22 protein-coding genes are annotated in these 17,284 nt (G+C 64.4%); 16 read left to right on the top strand and 6 right to left on the bottom strand.

Annotation, left to right across the window (positions count from 1 at the left end):
- Positions 1-44: 44 nt before the first annotated feature.
- The 4 genes from LRC39_RS09555 (at position 45) to LRC39_RS09570 (ending at position 2,583) form a co-directional block, all read left to right on the top strand.
- Positions 45-545, top strand: coding sequence for a DUF6932 family protein (locus LRC39_RS09555; RefSeq protein WP_430624928.1), 501 nt, complete (start codon positions 45-47; stop codon positions 543-545).
- A complete protein-coding gene (locus tag LRC39_RS09560) occupies positions 542-1,531 on the top strand; it encodes a hypothetical protein (protein WP_346297085.1) in 990 nt (329 codons plus the stop codon). Before LRC39_RS09555 ends, LRC39_RS09560 begins: the two co-directional genes overlap by 4 nt.
- Positions 1,532-1,691: 160 nt before the next feature.
- On the top strand, positions 1,692-2,186 hold the full coding sequence (locus LRC39_RS09565) for a Panacea domain-containing protein (RefSeq protein ID WP_346297086.1): 495 nt from the start codon (positions 1,692-1,694) through the stop codon (positions 2,184-2,186).
- Positions 2,161-2,583 (top strand): hypothetical protein, encoded by a 423-nt coding sequence (locus LRC39_RS09570; protein WP_346297087.1) that lies wholly within the window; start codon positions 2,161-2,163, stop codon positions 2,581-2,583. The genes LRC39_RS09565 and LRC39_RS09570 overlap by 26 nt, the downstream gene beginning before the upstream one ends.
- Before the next feature lie 232 nt (positions 2,584-2,815).
- Here LRC39_RS09570 and LRC39_RS09575 read toward each other — a convergent pair whose 3' ends face one another.
- Entirely contained in the window at positions 2,816-3,073 is a 258-nt protein-coding gene (locus tag LRC39_RS09575; RefSeq protein ID WP_346297088.1) for a type II toxin-antitoxin system HicB family antitoxin, read from the bottom strand.
- Between the two features lie 173 nt (positions 3,074-3,246).
- On the opposite strand from LRC39_RS09575, the gene LRC39_RS09580 reads away from it, so the two are divergent.
- The 3 genes from LRC39_RS09580 (at position 3,247) to LRC39_RS09590 (ending at position 5,937) form a co-directional block, all read left to right on the top strand.
- Complete coding sequence (locus LRC39_RS09580; protein ID WP_346297089.1) at positions 3,247-4,203, top strand: hypothetical protein; 957 nt, start codon at positions 3,247-3,249, stop codon at positions 4,201-4,203.
- A 76-nt stretch (positions 4,204-4,279) separates the two neighbouring features.
- Entirely contained in the window at positions 4,280-5,440 is a 1,161-nt protein-coding gene (locus LRC39_RS09585; protein WP_430624940.1) for a DNA-packaging protein, read from the top strand.
- 197 nt (positions 5,441-5,637) lie between these two features.
- Complete coding sequence (locus LRC39_RS09590) at positions 5,638-5,937, top strand: hypothetical protein (RefSeq protein WP_430624929.1); 300 nt, start codon at positions 5,638-5,640, stop codon at positions 5,935-5,937.
- An 83-nt stretch (positions 5,938-6,020) separates the two neighbouring features.
- Here LRC39_RS09590 and LRC39_RS09595 read toward each other — a convergent pair whose 3' ends face one another.
- Positions 6,021-6,332 (bottom strand): hypothetical protein, encoded by a 312-nt coding sequence (locus tag LRC39_RS09595; RefSeq protein WP_107343860.1) that lies wholly within the window; start codon positions 6,330-6,332, stop codon positions 6,021-6,023.
- A 178-nt stretch (positions 6,333-6,510) separates the two neighbouring features.
- Positions 6,511-7,278, bottom strand: coding sequence for a S1 family peptidase (locus tag LRC39_RS09600; protein WP_346297090.1), 768 nt, complete (start codon positions 7,276-7,278; stop codon positions 6,511-6,513).
- A gap of 65 nt (positions 7,279-7,343) precedes the next feature.
- On the opposite strand from LRC39_RS09600, the gene LRC39_RS09605 reads away from it, so the two are divergent.
- From LRC39_RS09605 to LRC39_RS09645, 9 genes are all read left to right on the top strand, one after another.
- The gene (locus LRC39_RS09605) at positions 7,344-7,913 is read left to right on the top strand and encodes a head-tail connector protein (protein ID WP_346297091.1); all 570 of its coding nucleotides are present in this window, start codon (positions 7,344-7,346) and stop codon (positions 7,911-7,913) included.
- On the top strand, positions 7,910-8,230 hold the full coding sequence (locus LRC39_RS09610) for a head-tail adaptor protein (RefSeq protein WP_346297092.1): 321 nt from the start codon (positions 7,910-7,912) through the stop codon (positions 8,228-8,230). The genes LRC39_RS09605 and LRC39_RS09610 overlap by 4 nt, the downstream gene beginning before the upstream one ends.
- Positions 8,227-8,637 carry a DUF3168 domain-containing protein gene (locus tag LRC39_RS09615; RefSeq protein WP_346297093.1) on the top strand — a complete coding sequence of 137 codons (411 nt, stop codon included), beginning with the start codon at positions 8,227-8,229 and terminating at the stop codon, positions 8,635-8,637. Before LRC39_RS09610 ends, LRC39_RS09615 begins: the two co-directional genes overlap by 4 nt.
- 12 nt (positions 8,638-8,649) lie before the next feature.
- Positions 8,650-9,057 (top strand): phage major tail protein, TP901-1 family, encoded by a 408-nt coding sequence (locus LRC39_RS09620; RefSeq protein WP_264055059.1) that lies wholly within the window; start codon positions 8,650-8,652, stop codon positions 9,055-9,057.
- A gap of 9 nt (positions 9,058-9,066) precedes the next feature.
- On the top strand, positions 9,067-9,384 hold the full coding sequence (locus LRC39_RS09625) for a gene transfer agent family protein (protein WP_346297094.1): 318 nt from the start codon (positions 9,067-9,069) through the stop codon (positions 9,382-9,384).
- The gene (locus LRC39_RS09630) at positions 9,381-9,584 is read left to right on the top strand and encodes a rcc01693 family protein (RefSeq protein ID WP_346297095.1); all 204 of its coding nucleotides are present in this window, start codon (positions 9,381-9,383) and stop codon (positions 9,582-9,584) included. Before LRC39_RS09625 ends, LRC39_RS09630 begins: the two co-directional genes overlap by 4 nt.
- Positions 9,581-10,168: a phage tail tape measure protein gene (locus LRC39_RS09635; RefSeq protein WP_346297096.1), complete on the top strand. Its 588-nt coding sequence runs from the start codon at positions 9,581-9,583 to the stop codon at positions 10,166-10,168. Before LRC39_RS09630 ends, LRC39_RS09635 begins: the two co-directional genes overlap by 4 nt.
- A gap of 154 nt (positions 10,169-10,322) precedes the next feature.
- Positions 10,323-10,961 carry a TIGR02217 family protein gene (locus tag LRC39_RS09640; RefSeq protein ID WP_346297097.1) on the top strand — a complete coding sequence of 213 codons (639 nt, stop codon included), beginning with the start codon at positions 10,323-10,325 and terminating at the stop codon, positions 10,959-10,961.
- Between the two features lie 245 nt (positions 10,962-11,206).
- On the top strand, positions 11,207-12,601 hold the full coding sequence (locus tag LRC39_RS09645) for a hypothetical protein (protein WP_346297098.1): 1,395 nt from the start codon (positions 11,207-11,209) through the stop codon (positions 12,599-12,601).
- A gap of 479 nt (positions 12,602-13,080) precedes the next feature.
- Here the strand turns inward: LRC39_RS09645 and LRC39_RS09650 are convergent, their stop codons facing one another.
- The 3 genes from LRC39_RS09650 to LRC39_RS09660 all read right to left on the bottom strand — a co-directional run bounded on the left by LRC39_RS09650 (position 13,081) and on the right by LRC39_RS09660 (position 16,916).
- Positions 13,081-14,088 (bottom strand): SphA family protein, encoded by a 1,008-nt coding sequence (locus LRC39_RS09650; RefSeq protein WP_430624930.1) that lies wholly within the window; start codon positions 14,086-14,088, stop codon positions 13,081-13,083.
- Positions 14,089-14,208: 120 nt separating this feature from the next.
- Positions 14,209-15,204 (bottom strand): HAD family hydrolase, encoded by a 996-nt coding sequence (locus LRC39_RS09655; protein WP_346297100.1) that lies wholly within the window; start codon positions 15,202-15,204, stop codon positions 14,209-14,211.
- A 17-nt stretch (positions 15,205-15,221) separates the two neighbouring features.
- Positions 15,222-16,916, bottom strand: a complete 1,695-nt coding sequence (locus LRC39_RS09660; protein ID WP_346297101.1) for an arylsulfatase — start codon at positions 16,914-16,916, stop codon at positions 15,222-15,224.
- Positions 16,917-17,284 lie beyond the last annotated feature (368 nt).

Here is a 17,284-nt window from a genome sequence, read left to right on the forward strand (position 1 = left end):
ATACTGTCTCCCGTAATGGTTGAGCTGCGTCGGCGGGGGGCACTGTGAGTTGGAATTTTAATCGCCACGGATACTTGGAGCCCGGATTACACGTGTTGGATATCTCAGAAATTGATGGGCACTTCGTGGCAAGCTTTCCTCACTCGACTACGAGGAAAACCATTCTCGACGGCTATCAAAATCATTCGAAGGACCTCTTGGCAGTTCTCGGTGAATGCGAAGAATATCTAGACGGAAGCTTTGTTACGTCAAAGAATGATCCAGGCGACATCGATTTCGTGGTGCTTGCCGATCCCGATAAAATCGATGCTCTCGCTCCGGATAAAAAACTCAAGCTAAAGGCGCTTGTTTCCGGGCCGCTCACCAAGACGGCGTATTCATGTGACGCGTATTTTTGTCCGGTTTACCCGGTCGGACATGCTCTCCATGATATGGCACGTCAGCAGCGCAAATACTGGCTTGGAGAGTTCGGATACGATCGGCTTGATGTCCCTAAGGGAATCGTGCACGTCACTTTAAGTTCAGCGAAGACAACTGCGACATGAATCTTTGGGAACAAATTGATCCTGAGGAAGCGGAAGCACGCATGCGTGGTTTGCAGCGTCGACTTGCTGACTTGGACGATGCCCTCAAAGCTGCGCAGTACATCAGGGCCCAAAATCCAGAGAGTTTTTCTGCCGAGCTCAGCCTCGACAGCTTGACTCATATGCAAAGGCGGCTCGAAGAGGAGCGCATCCAGCTTGTCCAATTCAGAACAAGGGAGCGCTTGGAAGTCGCCTTGAGTGGCAGCTCCTTCAGGGATCACACTGCAAGTGTTGGCGAGCTTGGATTTTTTCTGATTCGCTTGCAAAAACTCTTCACTAGCATAGCTCAAGCTATTACCACTGGGCCCACCAGAAGAGGGCCATTTTCTCAGGAGGTTGTTAGTTCGACTGCTTTGCGTTTCGCCGATGTGTTTCCCTCGTCTTTCGGAATGGAGATTTTCGTTCGGCCGCGATTCGATGTTTTTGGGGAGAGTACGGCTTCATCTTCCCTTCAAACCCTGTTTTCGCTGTTGATTGCTACTAAGCATGAAAATGAAATCTCGCGTCTGTCTGGTGAGCTTGGCCCGCGTGCGGTCGGCCATTTGCGGCATGTGCTCGACGATCTGGCTCGTTCGAATTCTGGGTTCTCGCTGAAGTGGACCGATATGTCGGGAACTCAATTTGCTTGGTCTGCTGACAACGATCAGATCTATTCGCTTCGCCAAACAGTTTCAAAATTTAGAACTCGGCGCAGTACATTGATCACAATACCAGCTGTGCTACTTGGTGCCAGCCTGCTGCGCGATCGGTTTGAATTGTACGATGTCAATCGCGCTCTGATCGAAGGCAAATTGGCGCGCGATGTGAAGCCACACCTCCGGGAGTACTTTGGTCGTCAGTGCTCTGCTACGCTCGATAAGGTTGAAATTGACGAAACGGTCACGGGCGATGTTCGCACGTTCTACACTCTGGTCGGTATAGCTCCGCTCGATAAACCGCCAAACTGAGTGCTTGCCGCACCGTTGCTGTGGTGCAAGATGGTGGGCTGTCCGTCCCTGGCGAAAAGATATCTTAAGGGTCTTATTCCGAGCTGGTAGAATGCATATATGTCTATGGTCGTTCCCTCCGCGCCGATAGTCGGGATGGCGTCTAAACAGAGGTGAGCAGATGACATTGAAGACCTACGCAGCTAGCGACGTTGCTAAGTTCATTCTCTCTATGGCTAATCCCGAAGAGAATGACTTCTCCAATTTAAAGTTGCAGAAGCTTTGTTATTACGCGCAGGGGCTTGCTACGAGCATGCGGGGCGTCCCTTTATTTAAGGAGCGAATCGCCGCTTGGGATCATGGCCCTGTAGTCGAGGCGCTCTATCACCAATACAAGATGCACAAGGCGGACCCGATTCCACCTGTGGAGGGCTTTGATCCGTCCATTTTTGACGGAGCAGATCAGAAGGCGATCGCCGATATCGTCGAACATTTCGGGCAGTACTCAGCTTGGGGGTTGCGCGGAATGACTCATAACGAACCGCCTTGGGCAAATGCTTATAACCAAGCGCCCGGCACTGAAATTTCCGTTGAATCGATGGTCGATTATTTCCGGCCAATGGTAGATGATGAATATGTGAAGCGCATTTATGGGCAAGTTCAAGGGGCCAAATAAGGCTGAGTTTCTTCGCGGCGGTACCGTGCCGCATTCGTTGCAAAGTGATGATGACCGTCCTCCCGCATTCTCGTTTGAGAAGATGCAGGATGGGTCAGGAAACTCTTTCAATTGCTGTCAAGATGAAGATCGGCTGGCGCTCGCTAAGCGGATCTTCATGCTTAGTCGTATGCCTTGGAAGCAGATTAGACAGGCTCCATCTAGCGGGTTGGGTTCAGAGCAAATTCCACGAAAGCGGATTAAGAGACCCATTCCAACTTCGGTGACGGAGGACGTTGATTCGTTTTCGTCGCTCCATTTTTCCGGCAAGAAAAGATTTGTCGGATACCGCGTTGGACAGATATTTCACATTCTTTGGGTAGATCACTCATTCGAAGTTTATGATCATGGAAGTTGATCGCGGGGCCGTCCCTTATGAGGAGTTTGGGCCAATCATGATCCCATTCGACGAATAAATTCCGATTAGAGAAGGGGGCTGTCGTGCCGCTCTCTGGTGCCGAGAAGTCGTTCCAGGAGCGCCAGCTGGGGGCGGCATCGCCAATCCCCGGACGCATCGCGCGTCCTGCGACACGTCCTTTTCAGCGCTGGATGAGTGCGCACCACGAGTTAGCCTGAAACACTTTGTCGGGCTACCCGCCGTCCTCCTTGCAGAACGCAAGGTAGTCCTCGATAGAGCCGGCGAGAGCCTTCTTCAGTTCAGCGACGGATTTGCCCTGAAAGGTGATGACGTCCCGCGTGCCGGCGACCTCGCCGTGGAAAATCCCGGCGTCGGGGTCGTATTCGACCGTGGCGGTATAGCCCTTGTAGGTCATCGCGGTCATGGCTGGCGCCGAGTCCGTGCGCGCCGCTGCGGTCGCCTCGGTGGCGGTGCGGCTGGCAGCAAGCATGGCAGCGCTTTCAGGCTGCCGCAACTGGTACGCTCACTACTCCGCTGGCCGGCGCCGCAAGGCGTGGATGCCCGGCACAAGGCCGGGCATGACGGTGGAGCCGTTGATCGCCGAAATGCATGGCGGCCTGCTCGGCGGTGCGGGCCGAGGTCCGCCCGATAGGGAGCTCTCTCATGACCGACAATCCTCCGCCGCCCCGCTATTTGCCGCGCGGGCTGACGCCCGAGGCGGTCGCGGAGCTGAAGCGGCTGTACGAAAAGACCGACGAGCCGCTGACGGAGGTGGCGGCGCAGTTCGAGATCTGTCGGCACACGCTGCGCAAGGTGGCGGAGGCCGAGGGCTGGACGCCGCGGTTGGAGCGCCCCCGGGTCGGGCCGCGGCCGCCGCTGCCGGTCCGCCAGGCGCGCGGGTTTTCGCAGCAGGCGCTCGACGATCTGCGGCGGCGTTACGTCGAGACCGAAGAGCCGGTGCAGCGCATCGCCGAGGACTACCACATTCATCGCAACACGCTGGAGCGGCTGGCGATGCAGGAGGGGTGGCCGCGCCGCAAGGATCGGCCGCCGCGCGACATGCCGGTGTTGCTGCAGATCAATCGCGAAGCGACCGCGGCGCTGCAGCAGGCCCGCGCGATCGCCGCCGGCGCGCCGCTGCCGGGGGTGCCGCCGCCCGCGGTGGACACGAAGGCCGTGGGCGACACGGACGCCGCGTCGCCTGTGCTCGAGGCCGGGTCGGCGGCCGAGGCCGTGACCGAGGCATCGGCCGCAACGCCGGCGGACCAGGCGTCGCCCGAAGCGGCGCTGTCGTTGGCGCGGCGGCTGGAGCGCGCGGTCGAGACCCAGCTGCGCAAGGTCGAAAACCTGCGCGAGGACACCACGCTCGGCGGCCACCGCGCGGTCGAGGCCGAGCGGATCGCCCGCACGCTGGCGGCGCTGACGCAGACGCTGTTCAAGGTCCGCCAGCTTCGCGATCCCGAACGCGCGCTCAGCGCCGCCGATGACGAGATGCCCGCCGATGCCGATGGATTCCGTCTGGAGCTTGCGCGCCGCATTGAAACGTTTGTCGGCGGCGGGACTGACCGAGCGCTTCCTGCGTCAGGCCAGCCTCCAGACGCTGGCCCGGCTGCAGGATGATTTCGCCACCTTCGCGCATCCGCATCAGGAGCCTGCGGATGCCGGCAATGACGGCGCGCCGTGGACCACCTGGCTGATGCTCGGCGGGCGCGGCGCCGGCAAGACCCGCGCCGGCGCCGAATGGGTGCGGGCGATGGTGGCCGGCACGCCGCCTTATGCGACGCGGCCGCACGGCCGGATCGCGCTGGTCGGCGAAAGCTGGCACGACGCCCGCGAGGTGATGGTGGAAGGCGAATCCGGCCTGCTGCGGATCACGCCGCGCCGCGAACGCCCGGAATGGATCGCCACCCGCAAGCGGCTGGAATGGCCGAACGGCGCGGTCGGCGAGGTGTTCTCCGCCGACGATCCGGATAGTTTGCGCGGCCCGCAATTCGAGGCGGCGTGGTGCGACGAGCTGGCGAAATGGCGCTACGCCGAAGCCAGCTTCGACATGCTGCAATTCGGGCTGCGGCTCGGCTCTCGGCCGCGGCAATTGATCACCACGACGCCGCGGCCGCTGCCGCTGATCAAGCGGCTGCTCGGCGATCCGCATACAAGGGTGACGCGGGCGCCGACCCGCGCCAACGCCGCGCATCTGTCGCCGGCGTTTCTCGAAACCGTGGTGGCGCGCTATGCCGGCACAAGGCAGGGCCGGCAGGAGCTCGACGGCGAACTGATCGAGGACCGCCCCGATGCGTTGTGGTCGCGCGACCGGATCGAGCGCGCCCGCGTCGCGGCGGCGCCGCCAATGGTGCGGATCGTGGTGGCGATCGATCCGCCGGGCTCGTCGCGGCCGGGGGCGGATGCCTGCGGCATCGTCGCGGCGGGGCGCAGCGCGGCCGGCGATTACTACGTGCTGGAGGACGTCTCCAGCGACCGGCTGTCGCCGGCGGCGTGGGCGGCGCGCGCGATCGCGCTGTATCACCGGCTCGAGGCCGATGCGATCATCGCCGAGGTCAATATGGGCGGCGAGATGGTGCGCGCTGTGCTGCACGAGACCGACGCCGCGATCCCGGTGCGCGAGGTGCGCGCCAGCCGCGGCAAATTCGTCCGCGCCGAGCCGGTGGCGGCGCTGTACGAACAGGGCCGGGTGCGGCACGTCGGCTGCTTTCCGCTGCTCGAGGACGAGATGTGCGATTTCGCACCCACCGGGCTCTCCTCCGGCCACTCGCCGGACCGGCTCGACGCCTTGGTGTGGGCGATCACCGCGCTGATCGGCGGTGCCCATGCCGGGGGACCAAGGATGCGGGTGTTGTGAGGGCGAGTCTGTAGGATGGGTTGAGCGAAGCGAAACCCATCGCAGCTGTGCTTCGTGGATGATGGGTTTCGCTGACGCTCAACCCATCCTACGGCCTGGGGCTACGGCGTGTCGCAGGTGTATGGTGCGACGGCATGGCGGCGGAACCATCGCGGGGCACGCCGGGTTGCTGGACGATCAACGCGGGAGGGTGACGCATGAGCCGTTCGATCACGAGGACGCCGCGCACGGTGGCGATCACGATCACGATGGCGCTGGGGCTGGCGGCACTGGGCGCCGGCCTGATCGCCGGCAGCGGCGCGGCGCTGGCCCGCGGCGGCGCGGCCAACATCATGGACTCGCCGGGCTATCAGCGCGCCCTGCAGGAATCCCGCAAGCGGCTGCAGCAGCAGCCGGGGCCGACGATGGCGCAGCCGTTCGCCGCGCCGCCGGTGGCTTATCCGCATCCCGAGCGTCGGCCGGGGCCAAAGCGGCGGCACCGCGCGCCGCGGCATTGAGCCGGCGCGCGGCGCGCGCTGGGTTCTGCTGCGGGGTAATGGGTTTCGCTGCGCTCTCCCGATCCTACGAGAGCGGCGCGCGCTCAGCAGTAGCCGTACCAGCCGCAGGCGTAGGGCAGGCGGCCGAAGATCAGGTCCGGATTGGTGCCGTAATAGCTGCGGTACAGATACGACCGCGGCTTGCCGTAGTAACCGTGCACGATCGGCGGCACGTCGACCTCCGGCGCATACACCGGCGAGCCGCTTTCCATCTCCAGCGATTGCCGCACGCCGCGCGGCTTCGGTTGCGGCTCGGCGAAGATCTTGCCGATCTTGCTGTGCATCGGCAGATCGGCCGCCCGCGCCGGCCCGGCCAGCGGCAACGCGATCAGCAATAACAGCACGACACGCAACATGACGGCACTCCGGAGTGAGATGCCACGAGGGTGGGCGATTATGGTTAATAAAGATTAACCAACGGCGTTTTCCCCGTCATTGCGAGCGCAGCGAAGCCATCCAGGCGCCTTGCACCGAGCCTCTGGATCGCGTCGTCGGCTTCGCCGCCTCGCGATGACGAAGCCGACGAGGGAGCCGCTACCGCGCCAGCGCCGAGCCCCAGCTTTGCGCAGTGCGGGCGATCCAGTCGCGGTACAGCGTCAGCGGGGTGACGCCGGTGAGGCCGCCGCAGCCGGCGCTGTTGCCTGGACCGGTCGACCACGACACTACGCCGATCACCACCAGCCGGTCGTTCTGCGCCTGCAGCGCCGGGCCGCCGGAATCGCCGGTGCAGGCGCCTAAGCCCGCGCTGCCGCCGGTGGCGGCGGGATCGGTCAGGCGGATCTGCAGCCGGCCGGGGCGGCCGGTCGCGGTCAGCGTCGCGCTGCGCGCGGTGCCGCCGCTTTTGCCGTCGCCGCGCCGGGTGACGCCGATGCCGGCGACGGTGAAATCCTGGCCGGCGGCGAGCGGATCCTCCGGCGCTGCGATCGGCAGCGGCGCCTTGCCGGGCAGCGGCGCGGCGAGCTTGAGCAGCGCGACGTCGGCGCTGGCGCGGTGGCCGAGGATCGCGCCCATGTCGAACTCCGGATGCGCGGCGACGCGGGCGACGTCGCGCAGGCTGGGCTGCCGCTGCGCGTCGTAATGCACCACCTTGTAGTCCGCGCCGGGGCCGACGCAGTGCGCGGCGCTCAGCACCAGATCGGGCGCGATCAGCGTTCCCGAACAGAAATTGCCGCGCGAGCCGACGATGGTGACCAGGGCGCGGCCGAGCGCGCCGGTCGCCTCCGGGGCGCCGCCGACCATCGCGGCGGCCGGTGAGGTGAGCGCGGCGCCGAGCAGACAGCCGAATGTGAGCGAGCGGATCATGGCGGCGCGTTTCGCCCGCCGCCGCGGCGCTGTCAATCGCCGATCATCACCTACGAGGAACCGCCATGCCGATGCTGCTGCTGGCCGGGCCGGCCGCCGAGCCGTGGACCATCACGGATCTCAAGAGCTTCCTGCGCGTCGAGCACGACGCCGACGACGCGGTGATCGCCTCGCTGCTGACGGCGGCGCGGGCCCAGATCGAAGCCTGGACCGGCAAGATGCTGCTGGCGCAGCGCTGGCGGCTGGTGCTGGACGCCTGGCCGCGCGACGGCCGCATCGTGCTGCGCGGCGGCCCGCTGCGGTCGCTGATCGCGGTGCGGAGCTATGACGAGCGCGGCTATGCCCACGGCCTCGATCTCGACAGCTTCGTGCTCGACCTCGCCGGCGGCGTGATCGCGTCGCCGCCCTGGGCGCTGCCGGAGCCCGGGCGCGACGTCGCCGGCATCGAGCTCGACCTCGAACTCGGCTACGGCACCGCGCCGGACGATGTGCCGGCGCCGCTGCGCCATGCGGTCCGCACCCTGGTGGCGCAGTGGTACGACAACCGCGTCGACGCCGCGTCTGGAGCCGGCACCGCGGTGCTGCCCGGCGGCGTCGCTGCGATGATCGCCTCCTATCGCGCGGTGGCGCTGTGATCGATCCTGGCCGGTTGAACCGCCGGCTGACGCTGCTGGCGCCGGTCGAAACCGACGACGGGCAGGGCGGCGTGGTGCGGAGTTTGGTGGCGCAGGCCGTGCTGTGGGCCAGCGTGGTGCCGCTCGCGGCGCGCGAGGGTGTTGCGGCCGATGACAGCCGCGCGGTGCTGCGCGCAAAAATCACGCTGCGCGCCGGCGTGGCGCTGTCGCGGGCGCATCGGCTCGCCGATGGCGACAGCGTGTATCGCATCATCGCCTGGCGCAGCCGCGCGCGCGGCGCGCTGCTCGAAATTGACGCCGAGACGGAGCAGACATGACCCCTCCCAGCGTTGCGCTGCGCGCGGCGATCCACCACGCGCTCACCAGCGACACCGCGCTGCTCGCCGCACTCGGCGGGCCGCGGATCTACGACGAACCGCCACGCGAGGCGGCGTTTCCGTTCGTCACCCTCGGCGAGGCGCGGATCAGCGATGTCTCCGCCGACGACGCGCCGGCCCAGGAGCATCAGCTGACGTTGCACGCCTGGTCGCGGCAGGGCGGCCACAAGGAGGCGCACCTCATCACCGGCGCGCTGCTGCAGGCGCTGGATGATGCGCCGCTCGCCCCGTCCGGCCATCGCCTGGTCAATCTGCGGTTCGCGCTCGCCGACATCCGCCGCGAGCCCGACGGCCGCACCTATCACGCCTTGGTGCGATTTCGCGCCGTCACCGAACCGATCAGTTAGCAGGAGCCGCGCATGGGCGCACAAAAGGGCAAGGACTTGTTGCTCAAGATCCACGACGGCACGAACTACGTCACCGTCGCCGGCTTGCGCAGCCGCAAGATCGCGTTCAACGCCGAACTGGTCGATATCACCCACGCCGAATCCGCCGACCGCTGGCGCGAGCTGCTGGCCGGCGCCGGGGTGCGCCGCGCGTCGATCTCCGGCCGCGGCCTGTTCAAGGACTCCAGCTCCGACGCGCTGGTGCGCAGCGCGTTCTTCAGCGGGCTGATCAGCGACTGCCAGGTGGTGGTGCCGGATTTCGGCAGCATCACCGGGCCGTTCCAGATCGCCAGCCTCGAATTCGCCGGCGAGCACAACGGCGAAGTCACCTTCGACCTGACGCTGGAGAGCGCCGGCGCGCTCGGCTTCGTCGCATTGTGAGAGGACAGCATGGCCAACAAACATCGCGGAGAAATCGAAGCCGAACTCGGCGGCCAGACCCGCACGCTGGTGCTGACGCTCGGCGCGCTCGCCGAACTCGAAGCCGCGTTCGCCGCCACTGATCTCGTCGCGCTGGCGCAGCGGTTCGGCAGCGGGCATCTGTCGGCGCGCGATCTGGTCCGGATCATCGCCGCGGGCCTGCGAGGCGCCGGCGAGGCGGTGCGCGACGACGAAGTCGCGGCGATGACGGTGGGCGGCGGCGCCGCCGGCTATGCCAGCATCGCGGCGGAGCTGCTGGCGGCGACGTTCGGCGAGGCCGCGGCGTGACGCCGTTTCCGTGGGCGGAGGCGATGCAGCTCGGCCTCGGCGTGCTGCGGCTGCCGCCCGATCAGTTCTGGCGGATGACGCCGCGTGAACTCGCCGCCGCGATCACCGGCCTGCGCGGCGGCGCGACACCGCCGCTCGGCCGCGCCGCGTTTGCTGAACTGATGCGGCGCTATCCGGATCACCAGGAGCAGGCGCGATGACGGGCAATTGCGAAGAGTGCGACTGCAGCTGCACCGACGAGGCGTCGCAGAAGGTCGAGCAACTCACCACCAAGACCCAGGCGCTGAGCAGCGAAGCCAAAGGCTTCGCGCGGGCGATGACCTCGGCGTTCTCGCAGGCGGTCACCGGCGGCAAGCAGTTCGAGGACGTGCTGAAGTCGCTGGCGCTGAAAGTCTCGGATCTCGCGCTGAAAGCGGCGCTGAAACCGCTGACCACCAGCCTTGCGACCGGCTTCGACAGCCTGTTCTCGGGCCTGTTCGGCGGCTCGCTGCTCAAGAACGCCAACGGCGCGATCAAGCCGTTCGCATCGGGCGGCGTGATCGGCACGCCGACCTATTTCCCGATGCTCGGCGGCGGCGTTGGCCTCGCCGGTGAGGCCGGTCCCGAGGCGATCCTGCCGCTGTCGCGCGGCGCCGACGGCCGGCTCGGCGTCGCCTCGAGCGGCGGCGCCACCACCGTCAATATCCAGATCGCCACGCCCGACGCCGACAGCTTCCGCCGCTCCGAGACGTATCTCACCGGCCAGATCGCCCGCGCCGTCGCGCGCGGCCAGCGGGCCTTGTAGTTCGCAGCCTTGCATCGACGTCATTGCGAGCGCAGCAAAGCAATCCAGGTACTTGATGTCCTAAGCCTGGATTGCTTCGTCGCGGAGCCTGTGCCCGGACGGCGCGTCGCACCGATCCGGGTGCTCCTCGCAATGACGATGAGAGACTTATCGCATGACCGCATTCCACGAAATCCTGTTTCCGCTCGATGTCGCGCTGAAGAGCGCCGGCGGGCCGGAGCGGCGCACCGAGATCGTCGGCTTCGGCTCGGGCCGCGAGCAGCGCAACGCGCGTTGGGCGGACTCGCGGCGGCGCTACGACGCCGGTTACGGCGTCAAGACGTTCGAGGCGCTGCAGCAGGTGGTGGCGTTCTTCGAGGAACGCCGCGGCCCGCTCACCGGCTTCCGCTGGCGCGACCGGCTGGATTGCAGCTCCGCCGTGCCCGGTGCTGGTGTGTCGCCGCTCGACCAGGGCATCGGCATCGGCGACGGCACGCGCGCCAACTATCAACTCGTGAAAACCTACGGCGCCGGCTTCGCGCCCTATGTGCGCACGATCACCAAGCCGGTCGCCGGCAGCGTCCGCGTTGCAGTCGGTGGCGTCGAAGCCGCGGCCGCCAGCTTCGCCTGCGATCCGGCCACCGGCATCGTCACCTTCGCACCTGGCCACCTGCCGCCGTCCGGCGCAGCGGTGACCGCCGGCTTTCAGTTCGACGTCCCGGTACGGTTCGACACCGACTACCTCGAAGTCGATCTCTCGGCGTTTGCCGCCGGCGCGATCCCGAAGATCCCGTTGGTCGAGATCAGGGTGTGAGTTCGAACGTGGCCTGAGCCGAAGCTGCGAGTCTGTCTTACCCTTGGATGCAGTCAGATAGTTAGATCATTAATCCTTTGCTGAAACCGGCATGATCGTTGGGCGACACGCGCATCTGATCAGAACAGTTTACACCTCTGAATTTACCCAGTGGCAATCAGGCAGTGCGGATCCTCAGCGCCTTCATGCGACCCGCGCGGAAGCGCCTGCGCAGTCAGACTGTTCATAACGACGTCGAGCCATTCATGCAGCGACTCATATTTTTGGTTTTCGGTCTTCTCCTGCCAATGGCCGCAGATGCGAACGACGCCGCTCCGGCGATACCTCATCGGTGTGAGAACTGCACGTCGACACCGGTCGAAGTTGCGACGCAGGCCCGCGAAATGTCTGACATGTGCCGTTCCGTGGGTGGGACGCCACGATCGGGGCCTGACATTCAGCAGGGACGTTTTCCGGATGGTCCTGTTTTCTGGGCGATCGACGACGCCACGTTCGCTTGCGATGGAGCGGCAACGCTGTTTTCCACCAATCACGGGGCAGGGGTCCACATCTTCGTCGAAACCAACGATGGGCACGCAACCCAAGCTTTCGAACATGGAGCATTTGGAGTGACGTTGGAGCGTAGCAGCGACACCAACAAGGTTTGGTTGAACGTTGGCGGTGCGCTCTGTGGTCAGAACACGGATGGTCTGTCGACAGCGGACATGCGCGCGTGTCAGCGTCCCCTCAAATGGGACGCTGTAACCCGCAAGCTCGATTTTGCACCGCTGTCGGAAATCCGGGATTTGCCGCAGGCCGAGGATCAGGAGGCGCAGGCGGGCGAATTGCCCGCCAAAAGGATCTACGATTCCGGTTCGGAGCTCGTGAGTAAGCGGGATTACGTTCTCAACGCATACTGGAAGGACAAGATCGACCTCATTCCTTGGAAGCCACGCGGTGCCATGCAAGGGATGATCTTCAATTGGCCGTTTGCCTCACCGGATGGACGATCGTTGATGGTGTCGCTGCTGCAGGCACCAGCGGTTTGCACCCCCAAATGTCCGGCGCGCTTCATCAATGCACAACACCGGGTCGTGTTGGAAATCATGGTGTGTGCCGACAGAACAAAACACGGGTTCTCGCCTGATAACAGGACGTTCATCGCCTGCGGAGAACGGTTCTCCATCCCGCAGGTCGACGAGCGGACGGCACTCCTTGACAATGCCCCGCCGGGTTCGAACCCCGAGGCTTATCTCGAGGTCCATCGTCGCCTTCGTGCGCAGCCAAAAGACAGGCCGGAGCCGATCCGCGTTGATTCAGCGCTTCACAACGATTCCCAGATGCTCATTCGAGAGTGGAAAGACGGATCGGTCGAGATCGCCTATGACGTTCCGAAGCAGACACTGCCCGTGGTGCAGGGGACGTTGTTGTTTCGTGGCACGCGTAGCGGTTCGAAATATCAGGGAACGGCGTTCACGTTTCGAGACGGTTGTGCGCCCGCGCCCTACGAAGTGCGCGGATATCGAGACGCCAAGCGGGAGCTGGTCGTTTTGACCGGCGCGGCCCCTCGGCGCGGCAGAGGCTGTGACATCATCGGGGATTCGGTTCGCTCCAATCATGCGCGACTCGTGTTCGACACGCGAGAGCTGGGCGACAAATAAGGACGAGCCCGCCGCTGCAACGCGGGTTCTGTCTCCTCATGCTTCGAGACCTCCGGCTTTGCTGGGGCGCTTCAGGATGAGCACGCCGTGCCTTGGAGCAGCCAAGAACGCTTCAATCGATCGCTAACGCCCTCGCAGTGGGGCCGATTGCCCTGGGCAATTCGTGGGCATGATTGATCGCGCCAGAATTGCTGAAAACTCAGTGAAGTGACGTTTCGACGAAGCGGACATTAGCTAACTCACCAGCCGGCCTGGACGACCGGCGCGTCAGGTTATGAACGCCCGGTCGGCACCGTGTTTGATCGGGCCGAGACCCACTCGTGGATCGTCAAAGTCGCACGCAGGTCCCTCATGCTCACCATTCCGTCGGCCTTGCAGGCGAAGCTCGCTACCGGGCGCGATTCCGAATCTCCCGCTGGTCGAGATCAGGGTGTGAGCGGACTCTCCCGGAGGCCGCGGTTCGAGCCTCAGCCGTTGCTTCAAGGCTTTCGCGGCATCGGCCCCGCGGCTGCCGGCTGCGGTGGTGCGGGCGATACGACGAACGACAGCCAGGCGTTCCAGCCTTCCGGCCGGTTCTGCGCGGCGAACTCCTTGTAGCCCTTCAGGTTCAGATAACCCTGCATGTCGCCGACCGGAAACAGGATGCCGAGCTGCGGTCCGACGCCGGCGACACGCGACCGAAATCCGCCAAGCAGCGCCGGCGCACCGGAATCGTCGCTGATCTGCTGGAAGTAATAGCCGACCAGCCCAAGCTGGAATTGTTTGGTGAGGAAGTGCGACGCGCCCCAGTCGACGTGAAAGTCGACGCCGTTCTGGTAGTTCGCCGATGTGTTCTTGAAGTTGTAGGTCGCGCCTGCGACCGCCGAGAATTCGTTGCCGGCGAGTGGATTGAAATAGGTGTAGCCGACACCGAAGTCGATTGCGCCGTGGCCGATGCCGAGATTGGCGAGGCGGTGCCGGTCGTAGTCGCCGACCGGAATGTCGCCGGTGCCATACACCATGAAATTATTGACGCCCACGTTCCATTTCAGTGCGATCTGCGGAATCACGTCGCCGTATGAGGTGAGATCCTGCGTCCGGCCCAGCGCGATGGTGCGGCCGGAGAAATCGCTCAGCGACGCTTCAGCCGCCGCCTGGTTGCGGCCCGCAACGCCGAGCAGGGTCGCGGACAATTGGCCACCGAGAACCGGCGTCGCGAACACGTAGCTTGGGCCGTACAGGCCGAGGTCGCCCTTGCCGGAGATGCCGACGTCGACCCGTCCGCCCCGGGGAAACTGCATGCCGGCGCCAGCGCTGACGTCTGTGTGATAGTAGATTGAGATCCAGGACCACCCTGGCGTGCCCGGTGCCGCTGCAAGGCTGCCGAAGAAGCCAGGGACCCAGAAGCTGATGCCCCCTTCGTCGGCCGATGCCGCTTGCGGGCCTTGTAGGGCCAGCAGCGCTACGGCTGCCAATCCGCCGATGATACGATGCGAATATTGCGACATGCCACGTTCCGATGTGTTCTGGTCAGCCTCTGACCGTTGTCACGTCTGCGCCAAAACCGGCGCCGGACAATTGCGCGGAGACCATCCACCGATCGCCGGCCCGGGCGATCGGCGCAGACGTCATTCCGTAAAGATCCGGCTCCAGTCGTTCTTCATGTCGACGACCGTCCAGCCACCTGCGGCCGCCGCATCGAGCGCCTTGTCGAGCTTGCCGATTTTGGACTGGCGGTCGTAGGCGTATTCCCGTTCGGCATCGGTGTGATGGACCAGCCCCGCAAACCGCGGACCGGCGCCGGCGACGGTCCATTGCAGCATTTCGAGGTCGCCGTCCGAATTGCCGAATGCGAAGATCGGCCGGCGCCCGATGAACCGGTTGATGCCCACCGGCTTGCCGGGGCCGTCGTCGACGAATTCGACCTGGGTGAGCTTGATCAAGCGCGGCTTGCCGGTGGCATCAGTCTCGAATTTGACCACGCCGGACGAGCCGACCACCTGCTCGGGCGGTATGCCGTAGGCTTTCTCCACCCACGGCCGCATGAATTCGACACCGCCGCCCGATACGATGAAGGTCTTGAAGCCGTTCGCGCGCAGATATGCCAGCAGCTCCAGCATCGGCTGGTAGGTCAGTTGGTTGTAGGGCCGCCCGAAGCGCGGGTGCCGTGCGGTTGCCATCCAATCCCGCACCGCATCGGTGAACTCGTCCGTCGTCATCCCCGCATGAGTTGCCGCGACGACCTCGAGCAGGCCACTTTCGCCCGATGACGCGAATGCCGCCTTGTCGTTTTGAAGCAGCGCCTTGAACGGCTCGTGATCGTTCCATTCCGGATGCTGCGGAGCCATCGCCTTGATCCGATCGAACGCAAAGGCGAGTTGGAAGTAATAGGGCTGCTCGGCCCACAGCGTGCCATCATTGTCGAACGTGGCGATTCGCTCGGCTGTTGGCACGAAATCCGCACCTTGCTCCGTCGTCACGCGCGCGACGAAGGCGAGGATCGCCTGTTTCGCGGTCCCGTTCGTCCATGACGGCAACGGATCGGAGGCGCCGGTCGCGAAGCTGACGACGGGCGAGCCGAACACGGCGGCCGAGAGAGCGAGCAGGCTGCGTCGGGTGATCATGGCCGTTCTCCGGGACCTCAATTCTCGTTCGGTCTCGCCGTCGTGATCTTCTCCATCACGTCGCTGATGGTGAAGCTCGCGGCCTTGGCCCGCGGCGGAAACTCTTTGAAGCTCTCAGCCCAATGCGCCACCAGGGCCTGCGCCGGGATGATCAGGAACATGCGGTGATCCATCCAGTCGCCGTAGTTCAGGCTGGCGGTGGCTCTTTCGAATGGATCGGCCCGCAAATTGTAGATGTTGGGGGCCCGAAGCTTGGTGAACTGGCCCTGCCAAACGCCGGCGGGCGTTTGCGGCGAGACCTCGGTGTTCTGCTCCAGGAAAGCGAATTTCCAATTCCGGATTCGGATCGCCATCAGTTCGCCGTCGTCGCTCCAATACAGGAAGCCCTCGCGCGGTGACTGTTTCACTTCATTCTTGAAGAACGGCAGCAGGTTGATCCCGTCGAGATGCACCTTGAACGGCTTACCGTTCAGGGTCGTGCCTTGCTTGAGACGATCCACGATGCCGGTGTCGCCGGTCGCGGCCGCAAAGGTCGGGATGAAGTCCTCATGCGCACAAATATCGTTGACGATCGTGCCGGGATTGATCACGCCCGGCCAGCGGATCAGGCAGGGCACCCGGAAGGCACCTTCCCAATTGGTCGCTTTCTCGCCCCGGAACGGCGTCGTGCCGCCGTCGGGCCATGTGAACACCTCGGCGCCGTTGTCGGTCGTATAGACCACGATGGTGTTGTCGACGGCTCCGAGGTCGTCCAGCAGTTGCAGCAGCTCGCCGACATGGCCATCGGTCTCGACCATCCCGTCCGGATATAGTCCGAGCCCGGTCTTGCCTTGGGATTCCTTTTTCAGATGCGTGAAGACGTGCATCCGCGTGGTGTTGAAGTAACAGAACCACGGCGTTTGAGTCTTGTGCTGCCGGCTGATGAAGTCTTTGGCCGCGGCGAGAAACTCCGCGTCGACGGTCTCCATGCGCTTGGTGTCCATCGGGCCGGTGTTCTCGATCACCTGCTTGCCGACGCGGCCGTAGGTCGGATCAATCGTCGGGTCGTCGCGGTCGCTCGCTTTGCACTTCAAGACCCCGCGCGGCCCGAACTTGGCGCGGAAACGCGGATCCTTCGGATAGTCCGGGTTCTCCGGCTCCTCCTCGGCGTTGAGGTGATAGAGATTGCCGAAGAACTCGTCGAAGCCGTGGACGGTGGGCAGGTGCTCGTTGCGGTCGCCGAGATGGTTCTTGCCGAATTGCCCGGTGGCATAGCCGTACGACTTCATCACGTCCGCGACGCTCGGATCGAGCGGACCGAGCCCGAGCTCGGCCCCGGGCAGGCCGACCTTGGTCAGCCCGGTGCGAATGGGGGATTGCCCGGTGATGAACGCGGCGCGGCCCGCGGTGCAACTCTGCTGCCCGTACCAGTCGGTGAAGGTGGCGCCTTCTCGGCCGATCCGGTCGATGTTGGGCGTGCGATAGCCCATGATCCCCATGTTGTAGGCGCTGATGTTGAACCAGCCGATGTCGTCGCCCATGATGAACAGGATGTTCGGTTTGGATCCGGCGATTCCGCCTGCGACGGGAGAGGCCGGAGCTTTCTTGGCGGCTTGTGCGAATGCACCGGTCGTTAGTGCCGCCGCAGCGACCAGGGTTGATGTCCCCAGCAGGAGATTCCGACGATCAATGGCGCCATTGGGCACGCGCTGGTGCTTGTCTTCGCTGTTCATCTGACACTCCCGATTGTGATCCGGTGTGCATTCGGCTGCGGCGATCCGCCCGTGAGGGGGGCGGCGCGCGGAACGAGCGTTGCGGAGTGAAGTCCGATGATCTGGCTGGGCAGAGGATGGGATCGCGTTTGGGGTGGAGCGCGACCGGCGTTGAGGCGCGGTGCGATCACTGGTCGGTACGAGCCGTTCTCCAGCGAGTCATGAGGAGCGTTCATCCACCATGATTGTGTGGTCGTGCTAACCATCTGTCGTGCAATCAATCTGGAATGGAGTTGCACTGCGTTGCAGGATCGCACTACGAAATATGATAAGGATGCAGCTAATCGGCGTGCAAATCGTTGAGGCTCGTCAATTGCGATGCTGTGTCG

The sequence above is a fragment of the Rhodopseudomonas sp. P1 genome, assembly GCF_039642825.1.
In the GTDB taxonomy this organism is placed as follows: domain Bacteria; phylum Pseudomonadota; class Alphaproteobacteria; order Rhizobiales; family Xanthobacteraceae; genus Rhodopseudomonas; species Rhodopseudomonas palustris_H.